General features: G+C 71.4%; 20 protein-coding genes. 2 read left to right on the top strand and 18 right to left on the bottom strand.

The window, feature by feature from the left end:
* Positions 1 to 2: 2 nt before the first annotated feature.
* The 14 genes from atpA to prmC form a co-directional block, all read right to left on the bottom strand.
* The gene (atpA, locus tag ACTMTJ_RS29545) at positions 3 to 1,646 is read right to left on the bottom strand and encodes a F0F1 ATP synthase subunit alpha (protein WP_441221626.1); all 1,644 of its coding nucleotides are present in this window, start codon (positions 1,644 to 1,646) and stop codon (positions 3 to 5) included.
* A 40-nt stretch (positions 1,647 to 1,686) separates the two neighbouring features.
* Entirely contained in the window at positions 1,687 to 2,508 is an 822-nt protein-coding gene (locus ACTMTJ_RS29550) for a F0F1 ATP synthase subunit delta (protein ID WP_441221628.1), read from the bottom strand.
* Entirely contained in the window at positions 2,508 to 3,044 is a 537-nt protein-coding gene (locus ACTMTJ_RS29555; protein ID WP_441221875.1) for a F0F1 ATP synthase subunit B, read from the bottom strand. Before ACTMTJ_RS29555 ends, ACTMTJ_RS29550 begins: the two co-directional genes overlap by 1 nt.
* Before the next feature lie 26 nt (positions 3,045 to 3,070).
* Complete coding sequence (locus ACTMTJ_RS29560) at positions 3,071 to 3,298, bottom strand: ATP synthase F0 subunit C (RefSeq protein ID WP_173039464.1); 228 nt, start codon at positions 3,296 to 3,298, stop codon at positions 3,071 to 3,073.
* A 63-nt stretch (positions 3,299 to 3,361) separates the two neighbouring features.
* Complete coding sequence (atpB, locus tag ACTMTJ_RS29565; RefSeq protein WP_441221630.1) at positions 3,362 to 4,138, bottom strand: F0F1 ATP synthase subunit A; 777 nt, start codon at positions 4,136 to 4,138, stop codon at positions 3,362 to 3,364.
* Between the two features lie 15 nt (positions 4,139 to 4,153).
* The gene (locus tag ACTMTJ_RS29570; protein WP_441221632.1) at positions 4,154 to 4,369 is read right to left on the bottom strand and encodes an AtpZ/AtpI family protein; all 216 of its coding nucleotides are present in this window, start codon (positions 4,367 to 4,369) and stop codon (positions 4,154 to 4,156) included.
* 203 nt (positions 4,370 to 4,572) lie between these two features.
* Entirely contained in the window at positions 4,573 to 5,001 is a 429-nt protein-coding gene (locus tag ACTMTJ_RS29575) for a hypothetical protein (protein WP_441221633.1), read from the bottom strand.
* The gene (gene glyA, locus ACTMTJ_RS29580) at positions 4,998 to 6,266 is read right to left on the bottom strand and encodes a serine hydroxymethyltransferase (RefSeq protein ID WP_441221635.1); all 1,269 of its coding nucleotides are present in this window, start codon (positions 6,264 to 6,266) and stop codon (positions 4,998 to 5,000) included. The genes ACTMTJ_RS29575 and glyA overlap by 4 nt, the downstream gene beginning before the upstream one ends.
* Positions 6,267 to 6,355: 89 nt before the next feature.
* Entirely contained in the window at positions 6,356 to 8,422 is a 2,067-nt protein-coding gene (locus ACTMTJ_RS29585; RefSeq protein WP_441221637.1) for a transglycosylase domain-containing protein, read from the bottom strand.
* Positions 8,423 to 8,500: 78 nt separating this feature from the next.
* Positions 8,501 to 9,355 (bottom strand): lytic polysaccharide monooxygenase auxiliary activity family 9 protein, encoded by an 855-nt coding sequence (locus ACTMTJ_RS29590; RefSeq protein ID WP_441221639.1) that lies wholly within the window; start codon positions 9,353 to 9,355, stop codon positions 8,501 to 8,503.
* Positions 9,352 to 10,002 carry an L-threonylcarbamoyladenylate synthase gene (locus ACTMTJ_RS29595; protein ID WP_441221641.1) on the bottom strand — a complete coding sequence of 217 codons (651 nt, stop codon included), beginning with the start codon at positions 10,000 to 10,002 and terminating at the stop codon, positions 9,352 to 9,354. The genes ACTMTJ_RS29590 and ACTMTJ_RS29595 overlap by 4 nt, the downstream gene beginning before the upstream one ends.
* The gene (locus tag ACTMTJ_RS29600; RefSeq protein ID WP_441221643.1) at positions 9,999 to 10,619 is read right to left on the bottom strand and encodes an arsenate reductase/protein-tyrosine-phosphatase family protein; all 621 of its coding nucleotides are present in this window, start codon (positions 10,617 to 10,619) and stop codon (positions 9,999 to 10,001) included. Before ACTMTJ_RS29600 ends, ACTMTJ_RS29595 begins: the two co-directional genes overlap by 4 nt.
* Position 10,620: 1 nt before the next feature.
* Positions 10,621 to 11,271, bottom strand: coding sequence for an L-threonylcarbamoyladenylate synthase (locus tag ACTMTJ_RS29605; RefSeq protein WP_441221877.1), 651 nt, complete (start codon positions 11,269 to 11,271; stop codon positions 10,621 to 10,623).
* Positions 11,271 to 12,164: a peptide chain release factor N(5)-glutamine methyltransferase gene (gene prmC, locus ACTMTJ_RS29610; RefSeq protein ID WP_441221879.1), complete on the bottom strand. Its 894-nt coding sequence runs from the start codon at positions 12,162 to 12,164 to the stop codon at positions 11,271 to 11,273. Before prmC ends, ACTMTJ_RS29605 begins: the two co-directional genes overlap by 1 nt.
* An 88-nt stretch (positions 12,165 to 12,252) precedes the next feature.
* Between prmC and ACTMTJ_RS29615 the strand changes: the two genes are divergently transcribed.
* On the top strand, positions 12,253 to 13,806 hold the full coding sequence (locus ACTMTJ_RS29615) for a diguanylate cyclase domain-containing protein (protein ID WP_441221645.1): 1,554 nt from the start codon (positions 12,253 to 12,255) through the stop codon (positions 13,804 to 13,806).
* Positions 13,807 to 13,833: 27 nt separating this feature from the next.
* Here the strand turns inward: ACTMTJ_RS29615 and prfA are convergent, their stop codons facing one another.
* Together prfA and rpmE are read right to left on the bottom strand one after the other, a co-directional pair.
* The gene (gene prfA / locus ACTMTJ_RS29620; protein WP_441221647.1) at positions 13,834 to 14,922 is read right to left on the bottom strand and encodes a peptide chain release factor 1; all 1,089 of its coding nucleotides are present in this window, start codon (positions 14,920 to 14,922) and stop codon (positions 13,834 to 13,836) included.
* Between the two features lie 78 nt (positions 14,923 to 15,000).
* The gene (rpmE, locus tag ACTMTJ_RS29625; protein ID WP_441221649.1) at positions 15,001 to 15,225 is read right to left on the bottom strand and encodes a 50S ribosomal protein L31; all 225 of its coding nucleotides are present in this window, start codon (positions 15,223 to 15,225) and stop codon (positions 15,001 to 15,003) included.
* A gap of 179 nt (positions 15,226 to 15,404) precedes the next feature.
* Between rpmE and ACTMTJ_RS29630 the strand changes: the two genes are divergently transcribed.
* Positions 15,405 to 16,301, top strand: coding sequence for a phosphatase domain-containing protein (locus ACTMTJ_RS29630; protein WP_441221651.1), 897 nt, complete (start codon positions 15,405 to 15,407; stop codon positions 16,299 to 16,301).
* Positions 16,302 to 16,321: 20 nt separating this feature from the next.
* Here ACTMTJ_RS29630 and ACTMTJ_RS29635 read toward each other — a convergent pair whose 3' ends face one another.
* Positions 16,322 to 19,615, bottom strand: a complete 3,294-nt coding sequence (locus tag ACTMTJ_RS29635) for a phosphodiester glycosidase family protein (protein WP_441221653.1) — start codon at positions 19,613 to 19,615, stop codon at positions 16,322 to 16,324.
* Positions 19,616 to 19,680: 65 nt separating this feature from the next.
* Positions 19,681 to 20,859 (bottom strand): nitric oxide synthase oxygenase, encoded by a 1,179-nt coding sequence (locus ACTMTJ_RS29640; RefSeq protein ID WP_441221655.1) that lies wholly within the window; start codon positions 20,857 to 20,859, stop codon positions 19,681 to 19,683.
* Positions 20,860 to 21,054: the final 195 nt, after the last annotated feature.

Here is a 21,054-nt window from a genome sequence, read left to right on the forward strand (position 1 = left end):
CCCTACTGCTTCTCGGTGGGGGTGTCGCGGTAGCGGGTCACGGTCTCGTGCTCCTGCTCGCCCTCGAGGGCCTTGGCCTCCTCCTCGTGACCGAGCGGGCTCTTCTCCGTGGCAAGGAACATCTGCTTGAACTTCGCGATCGCCTCGTCGAGTGCGTTCGTGATGTCGTCGTCCCAGTTGTTGTCCGCGATCGACTGGAGGGTCGGCTTGTACGAGTGGCGCAGGAACTCGAGGAACTCCGACTCGAACCGCCGCACCTCGTTGACCGGTACGTCGTCGATCTTGCCCTCGGTGCCGGCCCAGATCGAGACGACCTGCTCCTCCACCGGGTACGGCGAGTAGTTGGGCTGCTTGAGCAGCTCGACCAGGCGCGAGCCGCGCTCGAGCTGGTTGCGGGAGGCCCGGTCGAGGTCGGAGGCGAAAGCGGCGAACGCCTCGAGCTCGCGGAACTGGGCCAGGTCGAGCCGCAGCCGGCCGGCCACCTTGCGCAGCGGCTTGACCTGCGCGGCGCCACCCACCCGGGACACCGAGGTGCCCACGTTGATCGCCGGCCGCACGCCCTGGTTGAACAGGTCGGCCTCCAGGAAGATCTGGCCGTCGGTGATCGAGATGACGTTGGTCGGGATGAACGCCGAGATGTCGTTGGCCTTGGTCTCGATGATCGGCAGGCCGGTCATCGAGCCGCCGCCCATCTCGTCGGAGAGCTTGGCGCAGCGCTCCAGCAGCCGGGAGTGCAGGTAGAAGACGTCACCGGGGTACGCCTCGCGGCCCGGCGGGCGGCGCAGCAGCAGCGACACCGCGCGGTAGGCCTCGGCCTGCTTGCTCAGGTCGTCGAAGACGATGAGGACGTGCTTGCCGGCGTACATCCAGTGCTGTCCGATGGCCGAACCGGCGTACGGCGCGAGGTACTTGAAGCCGGCCGGGTCGGAGGCGGGCGAGGCGACGATGGTGGTGTACTCCATCGCCCCGTGCTCTTCGAGGATGCCCTTCACCGACGCGACCGTGGAAGCCTTCTGGCCGATCGCGACGTAGATGCAGCGCACCTGCTTTGCCGGGTCGCCGGACTCCCAGTTGGCCCGCTGGTTGAGGATCGTGTCCAGCGCGACGGTGGTCTTGCCGGTCTTGCGGTCGCCGATGATCAGCTGCCGCTGGCCCCGGCCGATCGCGGTCATCGCGTCGATGGCCTTGATGCCGGTCTGGAGCGCCTCTTTCACCGGCTGGCGGGCCATCACGTTGGGCGCCTGGAGCTCAAGCTCGCGGAAGCCCTCGTTTTCGATGTCGCCGAGGCCGTCGATCGGCGCGCCGAGCGGGTTTACCACGCGGCCCAGGAACTTGTCGCCGACCGGAACGGAGAGCACGCGGCCGGTGCGCTTGACGGGCTGGCCCTCCTCGATGCCGGCGAACTCGCCCAGGACCACGACACCGATCTCGCGGACGTCGAGGTTGAGGGCCACGCCCAGCGTGCCGTCCTCGAACTCCAGGAGCTCGTTGGCCATCGTCGAGGGCAGGCCCTCCACGTGGGCGATACCGTCACCCGCGTCGGAGACGGTGCCGACCTCCTCGCGGGAGATGTCGGGCGTGTACGAGGAGACGTAGCGCTCCAGGGCGCCGCGGATCTCCTCCGTCGAGATGGTCAGCTCGGCCATCCTCAGCTTCCTTCTGGGTTCGAGTGGTACAAAGCGGGCCTTAGCGCTTCGCGAGCGCGTTGCGTGTATCGGTGAGCCGGCGCAGGACCGTGCCGTCGTACAGGTCGGAGCCGACCCGCACGCTCATCCCGCCGAGGATCTCCGGCCGCACAACCTGCTTGACGGAGACCTCTCGACCGTACAGTTCGGCGAGCTTGGCGCCCAGCCGGCGCTCTTCCTCGTCGGTCAGCGCGGCGGCCACGGTGACGTATGCCACCTGGCGGTCCCGCCGATCCGCGGCCAGCTCGACAAGCCTCGTCAGCGCGCCGTCGAACGAGCGCCCCCCGAAGCCGGCGAGAGCCACCTCGACCAGCCGGACGGTCACCGGCTTGGCCTTCCCGTCGAGTAGCGCTTTCGCCAGGGTGACCCGCTGCGACGGCGGCGCGACGACGTCGCCCAGCGCACCGGCGAGCGCCGGGTCACCGGAGACGACCTGCCCGAAACGGAACAGCTCGTCTTCCACCTCGCCGAGGTCGCCGCCGCGCTCGGCGCTGGCCAGCAGGGCCTCCACGCCCAGCCGCTCGGTCGCGTCGAGCAGCTCGGACGGCGCCGACCACCGCCCGGTGACGAGCGCGCCGACCATCTCGACGGCCGGCTTGCCGACCTTGTTGCCGAGCAGGCCGGACAGCAGACCCTGGCGGTCTTCGCCGCCGCGGGCCGGGTCGGAGAGCGCCCGGCGCAGCCGCGGCTCGCGCCGCAGCAGGTCGGCCACCGCGAGCACGTCGGCGGCGGTGCCGGCGATCGTCTCCGGGTTGGCCCGGCGGGCGTGCGCCTCCAGCCGCTCGGCGGCGGCGGTGTACGACTCCCGGCTGGCTCCCTGCATCAGCGGGCCCCGGTGCTCTCGAGGTCGGAAAGGAACCGCTCGACCGTGCCCTTGCGCCGCGCCTCGTCGGCCAGCGACTCACCCACGATCTTGCTGGCGAGGTCGACGGCGATCGTGCCGACCTCGGCCCGCAGCTCGCGGACGATGGTCGCCCGCTCGGCCGCGAGTTGCTCCTTGCCCGCCGCGATGATGCGGTCGGACTCCTCCCGCGCCTTGGCGAGGACGTCCTGCCGGATGCCCTCGGCGTCGGCGCGCGCGTCGTCCCGGATCCGGGCGGCGTCCGTGCGTGCCTCGGCCAGCTGGGCACGGTACTGCTCCAGCAGCTGGTTTGCCTCGGCCTGCGCCGCCTCGGCCCGCTTGATGCCACCCTCGATGGCCTCGACCCGCGCCTTGAAGGTCTGCTCCATGCGCGGGAAGACGAACTTCATCAGCACGTAGCAGAGCAGCGCGAACGCGACGGTGCCGACCACGATCTCCTGCCAGAGCGGGATGATCGGGTTGTGCTCCTCGGCCCCCTCGGCGGCGAGCAATTCCAACATGGGAACCTCCCTTCGGAAGGCTGTCAGCCAGCCCAGATGAAGCCGAACGCGACACCCAGCAGGGCGAGCGCCTCGACCACGGCGAAGCCGATCCAGACGAACGGCTGGGTCAGGCGGGACGACTCGGGCTGGCGCGCAGTCGCCTGGACGTAGCTGGCGAAGATCAGGCCGACGCCGATGCCGGGGCCGATAGCGGCCAGGCCGTAGCCGATGGCGGCGGTGCTGCCCGTTACCTCAGCGAGCAGTGGCATAGCTGTACTTCCTCCTGGTTATCGCGGCGTGTCGGTCACGCGCGGGACGACAGAACTTACAGATCAGTGCTCTTCGGCGAGCGCGCCCTGGACGTAGCTCGCGGTCAGGACCGTGAACACGTACGCCTGAAGGACGATGACCAGCGCCTCGAGGAACGTCAGCGCGATGGCCATCAGCCACGACACGACGGACACCGGCGCGAGCCAGGCGTTCGAGTTGAGCATTACGAAGCCGCCGAGCGTGAACACCAGCAGGATCATGTGGCCGGCGAACATGTTCGCGAAGAGCCGGACCGCCAGCGTGAACGGCCGGAAGACGAAGGTCGAGATGAACTCGATCGGCACCAGCAACGGCAGGATGAACCAGGGCGCCGGTGGGATAAGCGAGTTCTTCATGTACTTCGCGAAGCCGTGCTGGCGAATGCCGACGAAGTTGAAGAGCACCCAGCTGATCACCGCGAGGATCGCCGGGAACGCGATGTGCGAGTTGGGCGACATCTGGATGCCGGGGATGATGCCGAAAAGGTTGGTCAGCAACACGAAGCAGAAGAGCGTCGTCAGGTACGGCGCGAACCGGATCCCGTCGTGCCCGATCAGGTCTCTGGCCACGTTGTTACGCACGAATCCGTAGATGGACTCGGCGATCCACTGCCGCTTGGTCGGCACCAGCTTGGGGTCACGGTAGGTGACGAGGAAGAAGATGATGAGGGCCGCGACCGCCACCCACACCAGCACCGTGACCTTCGTGAACCAGGGGTTGGTGCCATCGACGATCGGCGGCAGGTAGAAGTCTTCGACGCTTGGCGGCCACGGGATCTCCGCCGCAAGACTGGTGCTCAAGACCCTGCCCCTCCTCTAGACGCCCAGCCGGCGGACAACCAGATAGATGCCCCCGGCCGCGCCGACCACCGATCCGATCCCGATCGCGATGCCACCGAGATCAAGCCAACGGTCGACCAGCCAACCGATGAAGCCCCACACCGCGATGCCCGCGATGAGATAGCTAATCGCCACCCACCCCTGCCCGGCACCGCCGCCGTCAGGAGGTTGGGGGGATTGGTCACCGGCCATGACGCGCCGAACCATATCAGGGAGGATTGTTGAGGGTGCGACTCACCCCCCACGCAAGAGCCTTGTGCGGGCGGCTGAGAGACTGGAGTCGTCTGTGCCCGTACGCTACTCCTCCAACGCCACTCCAGTCGCCCGCCGTTCGCCGGGTGTTCGCCATCTGGATGAGACGCCGGTCACTCCGTAGCCGCTTGTCGATGCCCTGCCTATTGGATCGCGCGTTCGCGCGAACGTGGCCATACCCGGGTGAGCCACCAGATATGCACGCCGGTCCAGGCGACGATCCCCGCGGCAACACCCCAGCCGAACGGCACGAGGCCGGGCCAGTCGCTGGTGCCGACCAGGATCATCACGCCGGCCAGCAGGCTGTACTTCATCACGTAGAGCCCGACGCCGAACGGCAGCACGAGGCGGGGATTTTGCTTGTCGGCCCAGGCGAGCACCACTGTGGACAGTGTGAAGCTGGCGCTGGGCAAGGCGACGCCGATCGCCGCGCCGAGCGCGCCGGCCCCGCCCCGGGTGAGCCCGCCGACGATCGCACCGAGCACGATGGCCACCGCGCTCGTCACCAGCAGCGTGGGCAGGTGCCGCAGGCGCCAGCGCCCGTCGTCCGTGACCTCCGCCGGCGCCGTCATCGGGGGTACGCCGGGTAGGTGCGGACCAGCTCGGCGACCTCGGTGCGCACGTCGTCGAGGGTGCGCCCGCCCGCCGCCGGGTCGGTGCGCACCGCCTTGGCGATCAGCCCAGCGATCTGCCGCATCTCCGCCTCCCGCATGCCCTGGGTGGTCACGCTCGGCGTGCCCACCCGGATCCCGGAGGCGACCATCGGCTTCTGCGGGTCGTACGGGATCGCGTTCTTGTTGAGTGTGATCGAGGCGGCGTCGCACCGCTCCTCCGCCTCCCGCCCGGTGACGCCCACGTCGCGCAGGTCGATCAGCGCCAGGTGGGTGTCGGTGCCGCCGGAGACCGGCCGCATCCCCTCGGCGGCCAGCCCGGCGGCGAGCGCCTGCGCGTTTTTGACCACCTGCGTCGCGTACCCCTGGAAGTCGGGCAGCGACGCCTCGCGGAGGGCGACCGCCTTCGCGGCGACGGCGTGCATCAGCGGCCCGCCCTGGGTGAAGGGGAAGACCGCCTTGTCGATGCGCTCGGCCAGCCCGGCGCGGCACAGGATCATGCCGCCGCGCGGCCCGCGGAGCACCTTGTGCGTGGTGAACGTGACGACGTCGGCGTGCGGGACCGGTGAGGGGATCGCCTTGCCCGCGACGAGCCCGATGAAGTGGGCCGCGTCGACCAGCAGGTAGGCGCCGACCTCGTCGGCGATCTCGCGGAACGTGGCGAAGTCGATCAGCCGGGGATACGCGGTGGCGCCACAGATGATCATCTTCGGGCGGTGCGCCAGCGCCAGCTCGCGCACCTCGTCGTAGTCGATCAGCTCGTCGTCCTTGCGCACGGTGTACCCGACGGTGGCGAACCACTTGCCGGAAAAGTTGACCTTGCTGCCGTGGGTCAGGTGGCCACCGTGCGGCAGGTCCATGGCGAGCACCGTGTCGCCCGGCTGGAGCAGCGCCGCGTACGCCGCGAGGTTGGCGCTCGCCCCGCTGTGCGGCTGGAGGTTGGCGTGGTCGGCGCCGAACAGCTCCTTGGCCCGCGCGATGCCGATCTGCTCAGCCTTGTCGACCTCGGCGCAGCCGCCGTAGTAGCGCCGCCCGGGGTATCCCTCCGCGTACTTGTTGGTCAGCGTCGAGCCGAGCGCGGCGAGGACCGCCGGCGAGGTCAGGTTTTCGCTCGCGATGAGCTGGAGGCCGCCGCGCACCCGGTCGAGCTCGCCGAGCACCACGGCGGCGATCTCCGGGTCGGTGGCCTCGAGCGCCGCGAAGTCAGGCCCCCAGAAAACGCTCATGCCCGTCCTCGCTTCGCTGCGGGCGGGCACGAGGCTCCAAAAACGCTGTGCCCACTGATTCGCTCGCTCCGCTCGCTCATTGGGGCAGTTTAGGGGCCGCCGAAGGCGGCGCCGGCGCTCGGAGGGGTGAAGCCCTTCTCCGGCTGGCCGGAAAGGGCGGAGGCCATCGTGCGGGCGACCGCGATCACCACGTCCCGCTGGATCGCCGAGCCGACGTGATCCTGCGGGTCGTCCGGGTTGGCGGCGATCGATGCGACCGCCAGCTCCGGGGTGAACCCGACGAACGACTCCGTCGAGGCGTCCTCCGAGGTACCCGTCTTGCCCGCCACCGGCCGCCCGCCCAGGATCTGCGAGACCTGCTCGGCGGTGCCGCCGTCGCAGCGGCTGAACGCGGACTGGTCGCCGACCGGGCAGCGCGCCGCGTCGGTGGCCGCGCGGGCCACGTCTTCGCTCACCACCCGCTCGCACTTCGGGTCACCGGCGGCCACCTTCTTGCCGGACGGGTCGGTGATCGACAGCACCGGCGTCGGCTTGCAGTACATGCCCTCGGCGGCCACCGTGGCGTACGCGTTGGCGAGGTCGAGCGGCGTGGTGGCCGCGACGCCGAGCGTGAACGAGCCCCACCCGGCCGCGTTGTCCTTCGCGAAGTTGGCGTCGCTGTCGGCCCGGAACGTGATGCCCAGCCGCTGCGCCATCTCGACCACCTTGTCGGCGCCGACCTGCTGCTCCAGCCACACGAAGTACGTGTTGACCGAGCGCCCGAAGCCGGTCCACATCGTGCGGTAGCCGTCCATCCACGACGGGTTGGCGTTGCTCGGGCACCACTTGCCGTCGCAGCTGCCCTCGCCGCTGGCCGGGTACTGGGAGACGAAGCGGGCGGGAGCGTCGAAGCCGGTGTCCAGGCTCCGCCCGGACTCCAGCGCGGCCAGCATCGTGAAAAGCTTGAACGTCGAACCGGCCTGGTACCCGTCGATCGCACCGCCGCCGGCGATCAGCTGGTTGGTGGTGTCCTTGAGGCTGTAGTGGCGGTTGACGGCCATCGCGAGCACGCGCCCCGTGCCGGGCTGGACGACCGCCATCGGCGCCGCGCGGTCGCTGCCGTACCCGTACACGTCGAGCACGTTGCGCTGGGCCGCCTTCTGGACATCGGGGTCGAGCGAGGTGACCACCGAGTACCCGCCCTGGAGCAGGTTGCGCTCGCGGTCCTGCGGCGTCGCGCCGAACTCCGGCTGGGCCATCCACCACTGCCGCACGTAGTCGCAGAAGAAGCCCCACGTGTTGTCGCTCGCCGCGGTGCAGCCGCTGGGCATCTCGGTGGGCTTGAGGCGGAGCGGCTCGGCCTTGGCCTCGGCCGCCTGGGCGGGAGTGATCTTCCCGGTACGGGCCATCGAGTCGAGCACGTAGGCCCGGCGCTCCAGCGCCCGGTCCTTGTCGCCGCCGATCGGGCTGTCCGCGTCGGGCGACTGCACGAGGCCGGCGAGCAGGGCCGCCTCGGCGAGCGTCAGCTTGTCCGGCTCCTTGGCGAAGTAGCGCTCGCTGGCCGCCGCGATGCCGTACGCGCCGGCGCCGAAGTACGCGATGTTCAGGTACCGGCTGAGGATCTCCTGCTTGGACAGCTCCTGCTCGAGCGCGACCGCGTACCGCATCTCCTGGATCTTGCGGCCGGCGGTGTCGGCGGTGGCCTCCTCGCGCTGCTTCTCGCTGAGGCCGGGGTCGGTCTTGAGCACGTTCCGGACGTACTGCATGGTCAGCGTCGAGGCGCCCTGCTCGACCTTGCCGCCGGAGCCGTTCGCGACGAAGGCACGGATGACGCTGCGCAGGTCGACGCCGCCGTGCTCGAAGAAGCGGGCGTCCTCGGCCGCCACGATCGCCTGCTGCATGACCGGCGCCACGTCGTCGAGCGGCACGTCTTCGCGGTTGACGTCGTAGAAGCTGGTGATCAGGGTCTTGCCGTCGTTGGCGTAGACGTACGAGCGCTGGGCGGGCGGTGGCGTCTTCAGGTCGCTGGGCAGGTCCAGAAACGCGTCGCTGGCTGACTTGGCGGTCAGTGCCAGCACCGCGTTGGCGGGGAAGACCGCCGCGGCCAGGGCCAGGCCGGCGAGCACGCCGCAGAGGACAAGGGTCACGAGTTTGGAGAGCACAGACCGGGCACGCACCCGCCAAGACTTGCCACGACAGGCCCCGGTAAACCACGTCTGGGGCGGATTGTCAGGTAACTCTCAGCGGCACGCCCGTCAGGATCGCCGTCGGTGGAGGAGGACCGCGAAGAGCGCGCCGAGGACGACGATCACCGCCGCGCCACCGCCGATGAGCGGGAGGGCGCTGGTGCTGGAGACGGGCTCGGGAGCGGATGCCGGAGCTGGAGGCGCCTCCGTGGCGGTAGGTTTCTCCGCCTTCGCCGGCTTGGGCACGGGCTGTGCCGCGGGCTTCGCCGCCGGCTTCACGAAAACCACATCCGAGCACGAGTAGTACGTATCCGGAGTGCTCGAATTCTGCCAGATCGTGTAGATCAGGTGGCGCCCGCTCTTGTTCGCCGGCAGCGTCCCCTTCATCCGGTACGCACCGTCGCGGAACGCCGGGTCCGCCACCGACAGGAACGGCTTGCTCTCCAGGTCTGACCACGCCAGCGGCCGCTTCGGGTCGTAGCCGTCCCGGGTGACATAGAGCTTGAACGTGCCCTCGTGCCGGATGGTCCCCGCGTACGAGAACGCGAAGCTCGCCCCGGACGTCAGCCGCGTGGTCGGCCAGTCGGCACGGGCCAGGTCGAGCCCGGCGTACCGGTCGATGCCCGCGCTGCACAGCTTGCCGTCCGGGATCACCTCGCGGTCCCGCCCACCCACGTCCGGCAGGCGCAGATTGTCCCAGTCGGCCCACTGCTGCCGGCCGCTCGCCGCGAGCGCCGCCTCGCACGCCGCCGAGCCGGCGCTCGTGCCCTCGGTGCCACACGCGGCCAGCCGGCTCACCGGGTTGGTGAGCGCACCGTGTGCCTGGGCGGTGCCGGGCACGGCGAGCACCACCACCGCGGCCGCGGCGAGCGCGCAGAGCACCTTCACGGGCTGGGATACGTAGCCGGCGGCCGGACCGTTCAAAGCGCGGCGGCGATCTCCTCCGCGGTGACCGGCCCCGCGCGGAGCACCTCGGGTGCCGGGCCGGTCAGGCGCACGAGCGTCGAAGCGGCCGGGTAGCGCACCGCCGACTTGTCTTCCACCACCGGCACGTCGCGCGCGTCGCCCCAGGGCAGCTCGTCCAGCAGCTCCCGGTCGTACGGCCGGGTCTCCTCGCCGGAGCGGTTGAGGCTGGTGGCGGTCACCGGCGCGTCGAGGGTGGCGATGACCTGGAGCGTGGCCGGGTGGTCCGGCACCCGGATGCCCACCGTGCCGCCGAGCGTGACCATCTCGTCGGGCAGCGCGCCGGTCTGCGGCACCACCACCGTCAGCGGGCCGGGTGTGAAAGCGCCCATCACCCGCCGCGCCGCAGGCGAGAGCTCCGCGTAGCGCGCGGCCATGCCGATCGACGCGCAGGCCACGTGCATGGCGTGCGCGTAGTCACGCTCCTTGACGTCGAACGCCGCGCGCAGGGCGGGCAGCGAGGTCGCCAGCGCGGCGAGCATGAAGCCGGTCTCGGTGGGCAGCACGGCCAACCCACCGTCGCGCAGGCGCCCGGCCACGAACTCCGCGTCGGCGAGCCGCAGCAGCCCGGAGTGCGTGGACGGCGCGAGGACGTGGAAACGGGTCACTGGACCGCCTCCGGCATGATGGCGCGGGCGAGCGGGTCGACGGTGTCTTCGATCTCGTCGGCCACGCGGGTGAACGCCTGGTCGCCGCGGCCCCACGGGTCGTCAAGGTCGTCGGAGGCCAGGGCCGGTGAGCTGCCCCGGGCGGAGTTGACCGCCTCGACCAGCGCGACCCCCCGGTGGTACACGGCGTCGGGTGTCGGCTCCGCGGCCGGGAGGGCGGTGAGGTCGACGGTGCCGAGCAGGCGGCCGAACTCGCCGAGCACGAACGTGCGCGCGGCCGCGTCGGGGCGCAGCGCCACCACGTACTCCAGCTGGTCGGCCGTTGCCGTGAGGACGAGGTCGGCGGCGTCGATCAGGTCTGAGCGGAGCTTGCGGGCGAGGAATCCGTTGGTGTCTCCGCCGCGGGCCCGCACCTGGCGCGCGGCCGGCGGGTTCATCTCCTCGCCGGCGTGCCAGCCGCCGGTGCCGGCGCTGTGGCTGTGCAGCAGCTCCTCGGCCGGCGGGGCCGCGCCTACCTTGGCCAGCCGCTCGCGCACCGCCCGGTCGAGCAGCCGCTCGGCCATCGGGGAGCGGCAGATGTTGCCCATGCACACATGCAGGACCGTGAAGGGCGGCACGTCAGGACTCCGCGTCCTGGGCCACGATCTCCGGCGCGACGTCGCGGATCTTTTCGAACGGGATCGCGCCGGCGCGCAGCAGCCGCGGCACGTCACCGGTCAGGTCGACGATCGTGCTGGGCTCGGGGTCGACCGAGGCGCCCGCCTCCAGGTAGATCCGCACGGCGTAGCCGAGCTGCTCGCGGGCCTCCTCGGCGGTCTTCGCCGCCGGCTGGCCGAGCTTGTTGGCCGACGACACCGCCATCGGGCCGGTCTCCCGGAGCACCTCCAGCGCCACCGGGTGCAGCGGCATGCGCACCGCGACCGCCCCGCCGGTCTCGCCGAGGTCCCACTGGAGGCTCGGCGCGTGCTCCACGATGATCGTGAGAGCGCCCGGCCAGAACGCGTCGGCCAGGTCGCGGGCCAGCTTGGGCAGCATGAAGACCAGGCCGTCGAGCGTGTGGCGGGAGCCGACCAGCACCGGCGGGGGCGCCTGCGGGCCGGGGCCCTTGGCGTCGCGCAGGGCCGTCACCGCGTACGGGGTGAACGCGTCCGCGCCGATCCCGTACACCGTGTCGGTCGGGAGCACCACGAGCTCGCCGTTCTTGACCGCCTCGATCGCCGCGGCGATGCCTCGGTCGCGGTCGGCCAGCGACCGGCAGTCATAGAGCATCACGGTGTGCAGTCTGCCACGCGGGTGGCGGTCGCGTACCGCGGCCGGCCAGCCAGATCACGATGGTCTTCGATGTCGGTGAAGCATCCGCTCGCGTCGAGCAAGGCGGGCACCGCCGCACCGTGCGAATCGTCGTGTTCCACCCCGAAAACCCCACCCGGCCGGAGCAGCGCCGCCGCCCGCGCGATCACCGGCCGGATCACCGCCAGGCCGTCCCCGCCGGCGAAGACCGCGTCCTCCGGGTCGTGGCCGGCCACATCGGCGGGTACCGGCGCGCCGGCGGGCACGTAGGGCGGGTTGCAGAGCACGGCGCCCACCGTGCCGTCGAGGTCGGCGAGGACGGCCGGATCGGTGGCGTCACCCTCGACCACGTGGATCGGCGCGTCACCGGCGGCGGCCCGCGCCCCGGCGTTGCGGCGCAGCCAGGTCAGGGCGGCCGGGGAACGCTCGACGGCGTACACCCGGGCGCCGGGCACCTCGTTGGCCACCGCGAGCGCGATCGCACCCGAGCCGCTACACAAATCGACGACCGTCTCACCGACTGTTATCAAAGTGACCCCCCAGCCGGCCAGGAGCTCGGTCTCCGGCCGCGGTACGAAGACGCCGGGCCCCACCGCCAGCTCCAGGTGCCGGAACCCGGCACTGCCCACCAGGTGCTGCACCGGCTCACCGCCCGCGCGCCGGACCACGAGCGCCTCGAACTCCGCGAGCTGATTGTCCGTAAAGCCATCTATCAGGGCCAACCGCCCGCGAGGCACGCCGAGGACGTGCGCCGCCAGGATCTCAGCATCGACTCGAGCCGATGGCATACCTACTCTGGACAGGTCGTTTGTGGCACGGGAGATCACTTGCAACGCCCGTGTCCGATCCGTCCCTCCCGTGGGCTGTTCCATATGGCGTGTCACGAGATAATCATTGGACAGCGGGCCGACGCGACGGCTCGCGGGGGCGCCGGGGTCTTCCGGGGGTTAGGAGGCTTGTGTGAGTTGGCTCGACCAGGTCACCGACCAGGCCGAAACGCTCCGAAAGGCCCGCAGGCTGCAAGAAAGCAGCCGTTCCGCCGAGGCGTGCGTCCTGCTCGACCAGGTCCTCGCCACCACCGACGACCCGTTGACGCGCGCCGACGCCCTGGTGCAGCGGGTCGCCGCCTTGATAAACCTCGGCCGCACCGCGGAGTACAACGTGGCGGTCCAGATGGCGTTCGACGCTATCCGCGACCTCAGCGAGCCGCTCCTGCTGGGAAACCTGCACGCCCTCGCCGCGCTCGCCGCCCAGCACCAGGGCGCGCTGGAGCGGTGCGTGACCCACCTCGTGCACAGCGCCCGCGCGATGGCCACGGTCGAAGACGCCGACTGGGACACCGCCGTGGCGTGGAATGACCTGGCGATGGCCTACTCCTACCTCGGCTTCCACGGCCACGCGCTGGGCGCGATCGAAAAGGCGCGCCAGGTGGCCGCGGCCGCGGAGGTGACGCCGGAGACGTTCGCGGCGCCCGGCATCCGGCTGCGCAACGCGGTCGCGCTCGACCACAACGGCGACACCGACGGATGCCTGCGCGTCCTGCGCGACATCACCGCCGACGCCGAGCGCTTCCTCGACGGCGACGGCGCGGCGAGGCTCCGACCGAGCGGCCGCGCGGCGTACGGGTACGCGATCGCCCGCCGGGCCGCGCTGGGCGAGCCGCCCGAGTCCGCACGCCAGGCGGCCCGGCTGCTGTCCGACGGCGGCGACGGCGCCCGCGCCCGCGACCTGCGGATGCTCGGCGAGGTGTGCCTGGCGATGGCGTCCGGCCGCCCGATCGAGGCGCTCACCCGGCTGGAGACCGTGGCGGTGTCGAGCGAGACGCTGGGGCCGGCCGAGCACGCCCGCCTGCGCAGCCTCACCTACGCGCGGGCCGGCGACCACGCGGCCGCGCACCGGGCCGACCGGCACGCGTTCCGGCTCGCCGCCCAGCGCAGCGACCGCCTCCGCGACGTGTACGTCGAGGGCATCGCCGCCCGCCTCGACCACGAAGACATGCGGCGCGCCGTCTCGCGCTACGAAGACGAGGCGCTGACCGACCCGCTGACCGGCATGGCCAACCGCCGCCACCTCGAGCGTTACGTGGCGGCCATGGTCGCCCGCGGCGAGCGGGCCACGGTGGGCGTCTGCGACCTCGACGGCTTCAAGGCGGTCAACACCGCGCACGGCCACCTCTCCGGCGACCTTGTGCTCCAGCGCGTCGCCGGCGTCATCAACAGGGTCATGCGCCGCGGCGACTTCGTCGCCCGCTACGGCGGCGACGAGTTCGTGGTGGTCCTGCCCGGCGCCGGCATGGCCGAGGCGGCCGAGGTCGGCCGCCGCATCGGCGCGGCCATCGAGGCCGAAGAGTGGGAGTCGCTCGTGCCCGGCACCCCGGTGGGCGTGAGCGTCGGCTTCGCCGAGGTCAGCGCCTCGGCCAACCTGCGCGAGGCGCTCGGCACCGCCTTCGAGCTCGCCGACCGCGCGATGCTGATGTCCAAACCTGGCGCCCGCCCCCAGCCCGTCGCGTCCTAGCCAGCTCAAATCTTTGGTTTGAAGGGTTTAGGTCCGTTTGAGCTCGGTGTCGCCGGCCAGCCGGGCCTGGCGGTCGGCTTCCGCGAGCGCGTCCAGCAGGCCGTCCATGTCGCCGGCCAGCACGAGGTCCAGGTTGTACGCGGTGTAGCCGATGCGGTGGTCGGTGATCCGGTTTTGCGGGTAGTTGTACGTGCGGATCCGCTCCGAACGGTCGACGGTGCGCACCTGCGAGCGGCGGGCGTCCGAGGCGGCCGCGTCGGCCTCCTCCTGGGCGGCGGCGAGCAGCCGCGCGCGCAGGATCCGCATCGCCTGCTCGCGGTTTTGCAGCTGGCTCTTCTCGTTCTGGCAGGAGACCACGATGCCGGTGGGCAGGTGGGTGATCCGCACGGCCGAGTCGGTGGTGTTGACCGACTGGCCACCCGGGCCGGACGAGCGGAAGACGTCGATGCGCAGGTCGTTGGGGTCGATCGAGACGTCGACCTCCTCGGCCTCGGGCAGCACGAGCACGCCGGCCGCGCTGGTGTGGATCCGCCCCTGTGACTCGGTGACCGGCACCCGCTGCACGCGGTGGACGCCGCCCTCCCACTTCAGCCGCGACCACACGCCGTTGCCGCCCTCGGGGACGCCCTTGGTCTTGATCGCCACGGAGACGTCCTTGACGCCGCCCAGGTCCGAGTCCTGCGCCTCGATCACCTCGGTGACCCAGCCGTGCCGCTCCGCGTACCGCTGGAACATGCGCAGCAGGTCACCGGCGAACAGGGCGGACTCCTCACCGCCCTCGCCCGCCTTGATCTCCAGGATCACGTCCTTGGCGTCGTGCGGGTCGCGCGGGATCAGCAACTCCGCCAGCCGCTCCTCCAGTGCCGGCAGCTTGGCCGCGATCGCCTCGGCCTCCACCGCGAACGAGGGGTCTTCGGCGGCGAGCTCGCGGGCGGCCTCCAGGTCGGCGCGCGCCTGCTCCAGCTCGCCCGCGGCCTTGTGCAGCGGGGTGAGCGCGGCGAAGCGCCGGCCCACCCGCCGAGCCGTGTTCTGGTCGGCGTGGATGGCCGGGTCGGCGAGCCGCTTCTCCAGCTCGGCGTACTCGTCCAGCAGCCCGCTGAGGCGATCGGTGCTCATGTGCTTACCCCTCGCGTCCGGTGAATACAAAGAACGGCGCCCGCCCTCGAAACCGAGGGGCGGGCGCCGTCGGGGTAGCTACTTGGCCTTCTTGGCGGCAGCCTTGGCGTACTTCTGCTGGAACTTCGCGACCCGGCCGGCGGTGTCGAGCACGCGCTGCTTGCCCGTGTAGAACGGGTGGCACGCGCTGCAAGTCTCGACGTGGATCACGCCGTTCTTCGCCGTGCTACGGGTGGTGAAGGTGTTACCGCAGGAACAGGTGACCTCGGTCACGACGTACTGCGGGTGGATGTCGGGCTTCATGCTGCCTCGGTCCTTTCGTTGGTGGTCGCCGGGTCGCCATCGTCACGGACCGCCGCCTGAGGGCGGGCCGCTCCGGCGTGAACCGGAACCTTGGCCGATTGACCAGTGTGCCATGACTGGCCGATGGGTGGAACGCGGGGATCCCAGGTGGCATTCCCGGGCTGGCATGCTTGTAGACGATGCCGCGCTTGATCATTACGCGAGGGTTGCCCGCGTCCGGAAAGACCACGTTCGCGCGCAAACTCCAGCCCGGCGTGGTCCGGGTCAACCGCGACGACCTGCGCCGCATGCTCCACGGTGACCGGCTTTTCACCACGTGGGCCGAGGGGCAGGTCACCGCCGTGCAGCGGGCGCAGGTGGAGGCGCTGCTCCGCGCCCGTGCGGACGTCTGCGTCGACGACACCAACCTCTCGGCCCGGCTGGTGCGGGAGTGGGCCGAGATGGCCGCCCGGTTCGGCGCGACCTTCGAGGTGCACGACTTCACCGACGTACCGGTCGACGAGTGCGTACGCCGCGACGCCGACCGCCCCGAGTCCGAGCGGGTCGGCGAGGACGCGATCCGGCGGATGTACGAGCGGCACCTCGCGGGGCGCACGCTGCCCCTTCCTGTGCCGGACGTCACCCCCGGCCGCCCGGCCGTGGTCTACGACCCGCCACCCGGCGCCCCGAAGATCGTCCTTGTCGACATCGACGGCACGGTGGCGCTGATGGGCGACCGCAGCCCGTACGACATGAGCCGGGTCGGCGAAGACCAGCCCCATCACGCGGTGATCGCCGCGGTGCGGGCCATGCACGCCGCCGGCCACGCCATCGTGTACTGCACCGGGCGCGACGAAACCGCCCGCGCGGACACCGAGGCGTGGCTGGACCGCTACGTCGGCGTCCCGTACGAGGCCCTCTACATGCGCGACCTCTACGACTCCCGCCGCGACGCGGTGGTCAAGCGCGAAATCTTCGAGCACGAGGTCCGCGACCGCTACCACGTGGTCGGCGTCTTCGACGACCGCATGCAGGTCGTCAAGATGTGGCGCGAGCTGGGCCTGACGGTATTTCAGGTAGCGGAAGGCGACTTCTGACCCACGACTGCTCCTCCACGCTAGGCGGCCGCCTTTTGGGGTGCGGACAGGGTGACCGTCGCGCGGGCGGTCACCCCGTTCACCGTCACGGCGAGGACGACCGAGCCGCTCGACCGGAGCGCGACGAGCTCGCCCGTCGACGGGTCGAACCATGCCGAGTGCCACGGCCGGACGCCCCACGCGGATCCGATGTGGACGCTCGGCGAGGCGCTCCAGTCGGCGCTCACCGGCGGCGCCACCGGCACCTGCCGGCCGCTCTGGGCGACCACCGCCGCCACGTCGACCGGAGTGCCGCGCGGCGCCGTGGGCGGAGCGGTGACGGCGAGCGAGTCCACGTGCGCCTGGGTCTCCGCCACGACCTCGCCGCGCGCGTCGACGCCGAAGTGGGTCCAGCCGGTGAAGCCACCCAGGTGCGGCGCCGAAGACGGGCCCTTGCCCGAGTTGCCGTTGACGACATACGGCACGCCGTCGACCCGGTCGGCGTGGAACGTGCCCACGTGCGAGCCGACGAAGAGGGCGCTCTTGCCGGACCGGCGCTCGAAGTCGGCCAGCCAGTCCTCCAGCATCGCGGCCTCCTTGCGGTCGCCGAGCTGGCTCGCCTTGGCCGGCGTGGGGTCGCGCGGCGGGTGGTGGTGCAGCACGACCACTGACTTCACGCGGCGGTCGGTCCGGGCCGAGTCCAGCGCCTCGCGGAGCAGCTTCACCTGGTCGAACCCGCCGCCCCGCAACGTACCGGTCGAGGAGTTGAGGGTGACGAAGCGGACGCCCTTGTGGTCGAGTACGCGTGACGTGGCACCGAACACCGCCTGGAAGTTCGTGATCGGCGCACCCATGATCTCGTGGTTGCCGGGCACGTAGTAGTACGGCAGCTCGCCGCCCAGTTCCTCGTCGAGGATCCGCTTGGCGAGCGCGAAGTCCGCCTCGGTGGCGGTGTCGACGAAGTCGCCGTTGACGACCAGGAAGTCCGGCCGGGCCGCCTTGACCTCGCGGAGCGTGCGGCGGGCCTGCGCGACGAGGTCGCTGTCCGGGGCGGCCGCCACGAACTGGGCGTCGGACATCACCGCGAACCGCCACTGTGCACCGTCCACGGTGCCGTCGCGGATCACGACCTTGTCGGTGCGGAGCGGCACGGCGGGCTGCTGGATCGCCGGCGGCACCTTGGCGACGATGTCGTCCACGACGATCTCGGTGGTGTACTGGGCGTCCGGGCGGGTCTCGGCGACGTAGAAGCGGCGCACCCGCACGGGGTACTGCACGCCGGCCGGCACGGCCATCTCCACGTAGCGCCAGCCGGTCCAGGTCACCAGCGGGCCGCTCAGCACGTGCTGCTGGTCGAGCGCGTCGTGCAGGTGGAGGCGGGCCCACTCGCCCTTGCCGTTGCCGTAAATCCACATGCCGAACGCCTGCGGCTGTCCCGGCACCGCGATCCAGGCCGGCGGGTCGGCGTACGCCGCGCGGGTACCCGTGGAGAGGCTGAAGTCGTACGAGAGCTTGAGTCCGGTGCCGGTGTGGCCCGGCGCCGGGGCGACCGAGCCGGCGGCGCGGGCGTGGCTGAACTTCCAGGTCGCCGCGTCGTCGAACATCGCCACCGGCACGTCCTCCAGCCCCACGGTCACCGGAACGGCCACAGTGGACTGTCCGACGTGGAGGGTGACGATGCCGGCACCGACGTCCTTCTTGGCGCGCACCGTGAAGAAGCCGTTGCCGGAAGGCGACACGTCGAGCAGCGAGGTGTCGTAGTCGAGCCGCACGTCGGCCGGCTCGATCGGCGCGCTGTTGCCCTCGGCGTCATACCCGACCACGCCGAGCGTGCCCGCACCAAGCGCCGCCAAGCCGAGCCGCGAAGACGTCGCCTCGATGCGGTCCAGCGGACCGAGCACGCTGAGCTTGACGCTGCCGGACGCCCTTTCGCGAGACGCGGTCACGGTCGCGGTGCCGGGCAGGAGCGCGCGGAAGACGCCGTCGCGGCTCACGACCCCGTGCGTCGCCCGCCACGAAGGGGTACCCGATGCCGGGCCGTAGGTCTCGTCGTAGCCGGCGGCGGTCAGGCGGCGGGTGAGTCCGGGGAAGACGCGGTCGGGGTTGCCGCCGCGGACCGGCCCGGTGCCGGGTGCGGCGGCCGGGTCGGTGGCGGTCTCCACCCAGAAGCCGGCGAGCCGGCCGGAGCCGGCCGGGGCGTACAGCGCGAGGCCGTTCGGCACCGGCCGCTCGGAGCCGTCGGACGGGCTGTTCTCCACCTGCACCGCGGCCTGGCCGGGCTCGCGAGCCAGCAAAGTGGACGATCCACCGCCGTCGAGGTTGAGCGCGTTGTGCGCGCCCAGCTCCGCCATGAGGCGGCCGAGCTCGGTGAGCGTGACACCTCGGCTGTCCGCCTGGCGACCGTCGACGGTCAGCAGGTACATGCGGCGGCCGTCCCGGGAGAAGCCGACCGCGGTGCGTGGCTCGGGCGTGACGTCGCCGATGTCCTGCGGCACGCCGTCCTTGACGAGCACCTGGCGGCCGCCCACCGCCGCCTTGAGCGGGCCGCCGTCCGAGGAGCGGGGCGCGTACGACACGTCGACCGCGTCGCCCGGCTTGAGCGCCGCGAGCGCGTCGGCCCCGGCGTCGCGGCCGAGCAGCACCGTGGTGCCGGCGGGGATCGGGCCGCTGCCGGCCGCACCCGCGACCGAGGCGACCGCGCCGCCGCTCAGCGTGACCTCGGTGACCCGGGCCGCGCCCTCGACCGCCCGCTTCCGGTCGTACGAGCCCCAGAGTGCCGTGAACGCGCCGACGCCGCCCGGCTGCACCATGTTGTTGAACTGGGTCAGCGTCACCCGCGTGCCACCGGGCAGCACCGCCGTGCCGTCGAAGTAGACCTGGATCACCTTGCCGACACCTTCGGCCGTGATGCCGACGGCGTTGACGCTCCCCTGCACCGGCGACTGGATCAGCTGTCCACTCTGGATGCCGATGCCCTGCGCGGCGCCGGAGGCGTTGATGTCGAAGAAGTCACCGTTGACCGCGGCGACCGCGCGCGTGCGGTCGGCGGCCTTGCGCAGCGGCTCGGTCTTGGCGACCTCGCCCGAGTTGACGTAGTCGACGCTCAGCTTGCCGGACAGGTCGGCGGTGAGCGCGTCGGCGCGCAGCCACCCGGCGGCGTGGTAGCGGTCGAAGGATGTCAGCGTCAGCCCCGGCGCGACCGGCCGGGTGCGCTTGTCGGTTTCGATGTCGTCGAAGGCGTCGACGGCCGGTGGGGGCGCCGGCGCCGGAGCTGCCGCCGCCGGCGCCGGGACACCAAGGAGCACGATGAGAGCGAGAACAGCCACACGCCGCATGGCGGCCAGTCAACCTGATCTCGCATGGAACTTTCAATAGCTCCATGTCTAACTGAAAGAAAACTTCAGGCGGCGGCCGCGACCAGCGCGGGTCGCACCCCGGCCCCGCGGGCCAGCGCCGCCGCCCCGGGGTCGAGGTAGAAGTTCGGGCGCTGGTCCGCTTCGTGGTAGTACCGGTGGAAGACCGCTGTGGCGCCGCCGGACATCGGCGGCACGATCCAGGTCCAGTCCGCCGGCACCGGCCGCCCCGCCTTCTCCTCGTTGCGCATGTGGGCGAGGAAGCGTCCCGACTCGGTGTGGTGGTCGGAGATCTTCACACCGGCCTGGGCGAACGACCACAGCACGGCCCGGTTGAGCTCCACCAGCGCGCGGTCCCGCCACAGCGTCGCCTCGTGCGACGTGTCCAGGCCGAGGCCGCGAGCCACCACGGGTAGGAGGTTGTACCGGTCCGGGTCGGCGAGGTTGCGGGCCCCGATTTCGGTGCCCATGTACCAGCCGTTGAACGGCGCCAGCGGGTAGTCCACGCCGCCGATCCGCAGCCGCATGTTGGAGATGGCCGGGATCGCGTGCCACCGCACGCCCAGGCGCTCGAACCAGCCCAGCTCGGGGTGCGTGATCGGCACCTCCAGCACGGCCCGCTCAGGCAGCTGGAAGAGGCGCGGACCCTCGCCCGGCGACTCCACCACGATCGGCAGTACGTCGAACGGCCCTCCCGAGCCCCGCCACCCCATCTCGCGCATCGCGTCGGTGAACGGGACGTACCGGGGATCGCCGACGACGCCTCCCTCAGTGCGGTAGCCGGCGTACCGGATGAGCTGCTCGTTCCACACCCGGGCGTACGGGCGGCCCGGTCTCGCCGGCGCGAACACCGAGATGACCGGACGGATGGCACTCCCGCCGCCGGCGACCTTCAGGTGCCGGACCAGGAGCCGGAAGATCTCGTCCGCGGTGTGCGCGCGGCGCCGGTCGAGCACGGTGAGGCTGCGCCAGTACAGGCGGCCGATGCACCGGCTCGCGTTGCGCCAGGCCACTTTCGCGCCCCAGACGAGCTCCTCGGATGTGTGCCTGTACGTCCCCGTGGCGGCGATCTGCGCGCGGACCACCGCGAGTCGGGGCTCCACCGGGCCGAGCCTGGGCTGCTCGGTGTAGCAGAGCCGGAGAAACTCCTCGGCTTCCATGGGATCTGCCGGCGAGGTCGGATCCCACTCTTCGGCGGGCACGTTTCTGTAGCCCGGCACCGTCATCTGCGCCTCCTCAGCTGACGTCCGTACCCCCCTCGTGAGTCACCAGAGGACGTGGTGACGGGCGGAGTGTGAGGACGTTTTCACGCGGAGTCACGCAGAAGTCGCACGGTGTGTGCGATCGGCCGGTTCGTGTCGTACCGCCGACAAAAAGCTTGCGCCCCGGCCAAGCTTCCGCTGGCCGGGGCGCGCGCAGTA

Source organism: Phytohabitans sp. LJ34 (assembly GCF_052068095.1).
Lineage (GTDB): Bacteria > Actinomycetota > Actinomycetes > Mycobacteriales > Micromonosporaceae > Phytohabitans.

Excerpts from the sequence above, each read along its gene's own strand:
- atpA (WP_441221626.1), bottom strand. The coding sequence starts at position 1,646 with ATGGCCGAGCTGACCATCTCGACGGAGGAGATCCGCGGCGCCCTGGAG.
- ACTMTJ_RS29570 (WP_441221632.1), bottom strand. The coding sequence starts at position 4,369 with ATGGCCGGTGACCAATCCCCCCAACCTCCTGACGGCGGCGGTGCCGGG.
- rpmE (WP_441221649.1), bottom strand. The coding sequence starts at position 15,225 with ATGAAGCCCGACATCCACCCGCAGTACGTCGTGACCGAGGTCACCTGT.
- ACTMTJ_RS29605 (WP_441221877.1), bottom strand. The coding sequence starts at position 11,271 with ATGCTCTATGACTGCCGGTCGCTGGCCGACCGCGACCGAGGCATCGCC.
- ACTMTJ_RS29550 (WP_441221628.1), bottom strand. The coding sequence starts at position 2,508 with ATGCAGGGAGCCAGCCGGGAGTCGTACACCGCCGCCGCCGAGCGGCTG.
- ACTMTJ_RS29560 (WP_173039464.1), bottom strand. The coding sequence starts at position 3,298 with ATGCCACTGCTCGCTGAGGTAACGGGCAGCACCGCCGCCATCGGCTAC.
- ACTMTJ_RS29635 (WP_441221653.1), bottom strand. The coding sequence starts at position 19,615 with ATGCGGCGTGTGGCTGTTCTCGCTCTCATCGTGCTCCTTGGTGTCCCG.
- prfA (WP_441221647.1), bottom strand. The coding sequence starts at position 14,922 with ATGAGCACCGATCGCCTCAGCGGGCTGCTGGACGAGTACGCCGAGCTG.
- ACTMTJ_RS29640 (WP_441221655.1), bottom strand. The coding sequence starts at position 20,859 with ATGACGGTGCCGGGCTACAGAAACGTGCCCGCCGAAGAGTGGGATCCG.
- prmC (WP_441221879.1), bottom strand. The coding sequence starts at position 12,164 with ATGGAACAGCCCACGGGAGGGACGGATCGGACACGGGCGTTGCAAGTG.
- ACTMTJ_RS29575 (WP_441221633.1), bottom strand. The coding sequence starts at position 5,001 with ATGACGGCGCCGGCGGAGGTCACGGACGACGGGCGCTGGCGCCTGCGG.
- ACTMTJ_RS29630 (WP_441221651.1), top strand. The coding sequence starts at position 15,405 with ATGCCGCGCTTGATCATTACGCGAGGGTTGCCCGCGTCCGGAAAGACC.
- glyA (WP_441221635.1), bottom strand. The coding sequence starts at position 6,266 with ATGAGCGTTTTCTGGGGGCCTGACTTCGCGGCGCTCGAGGCCACCGAC.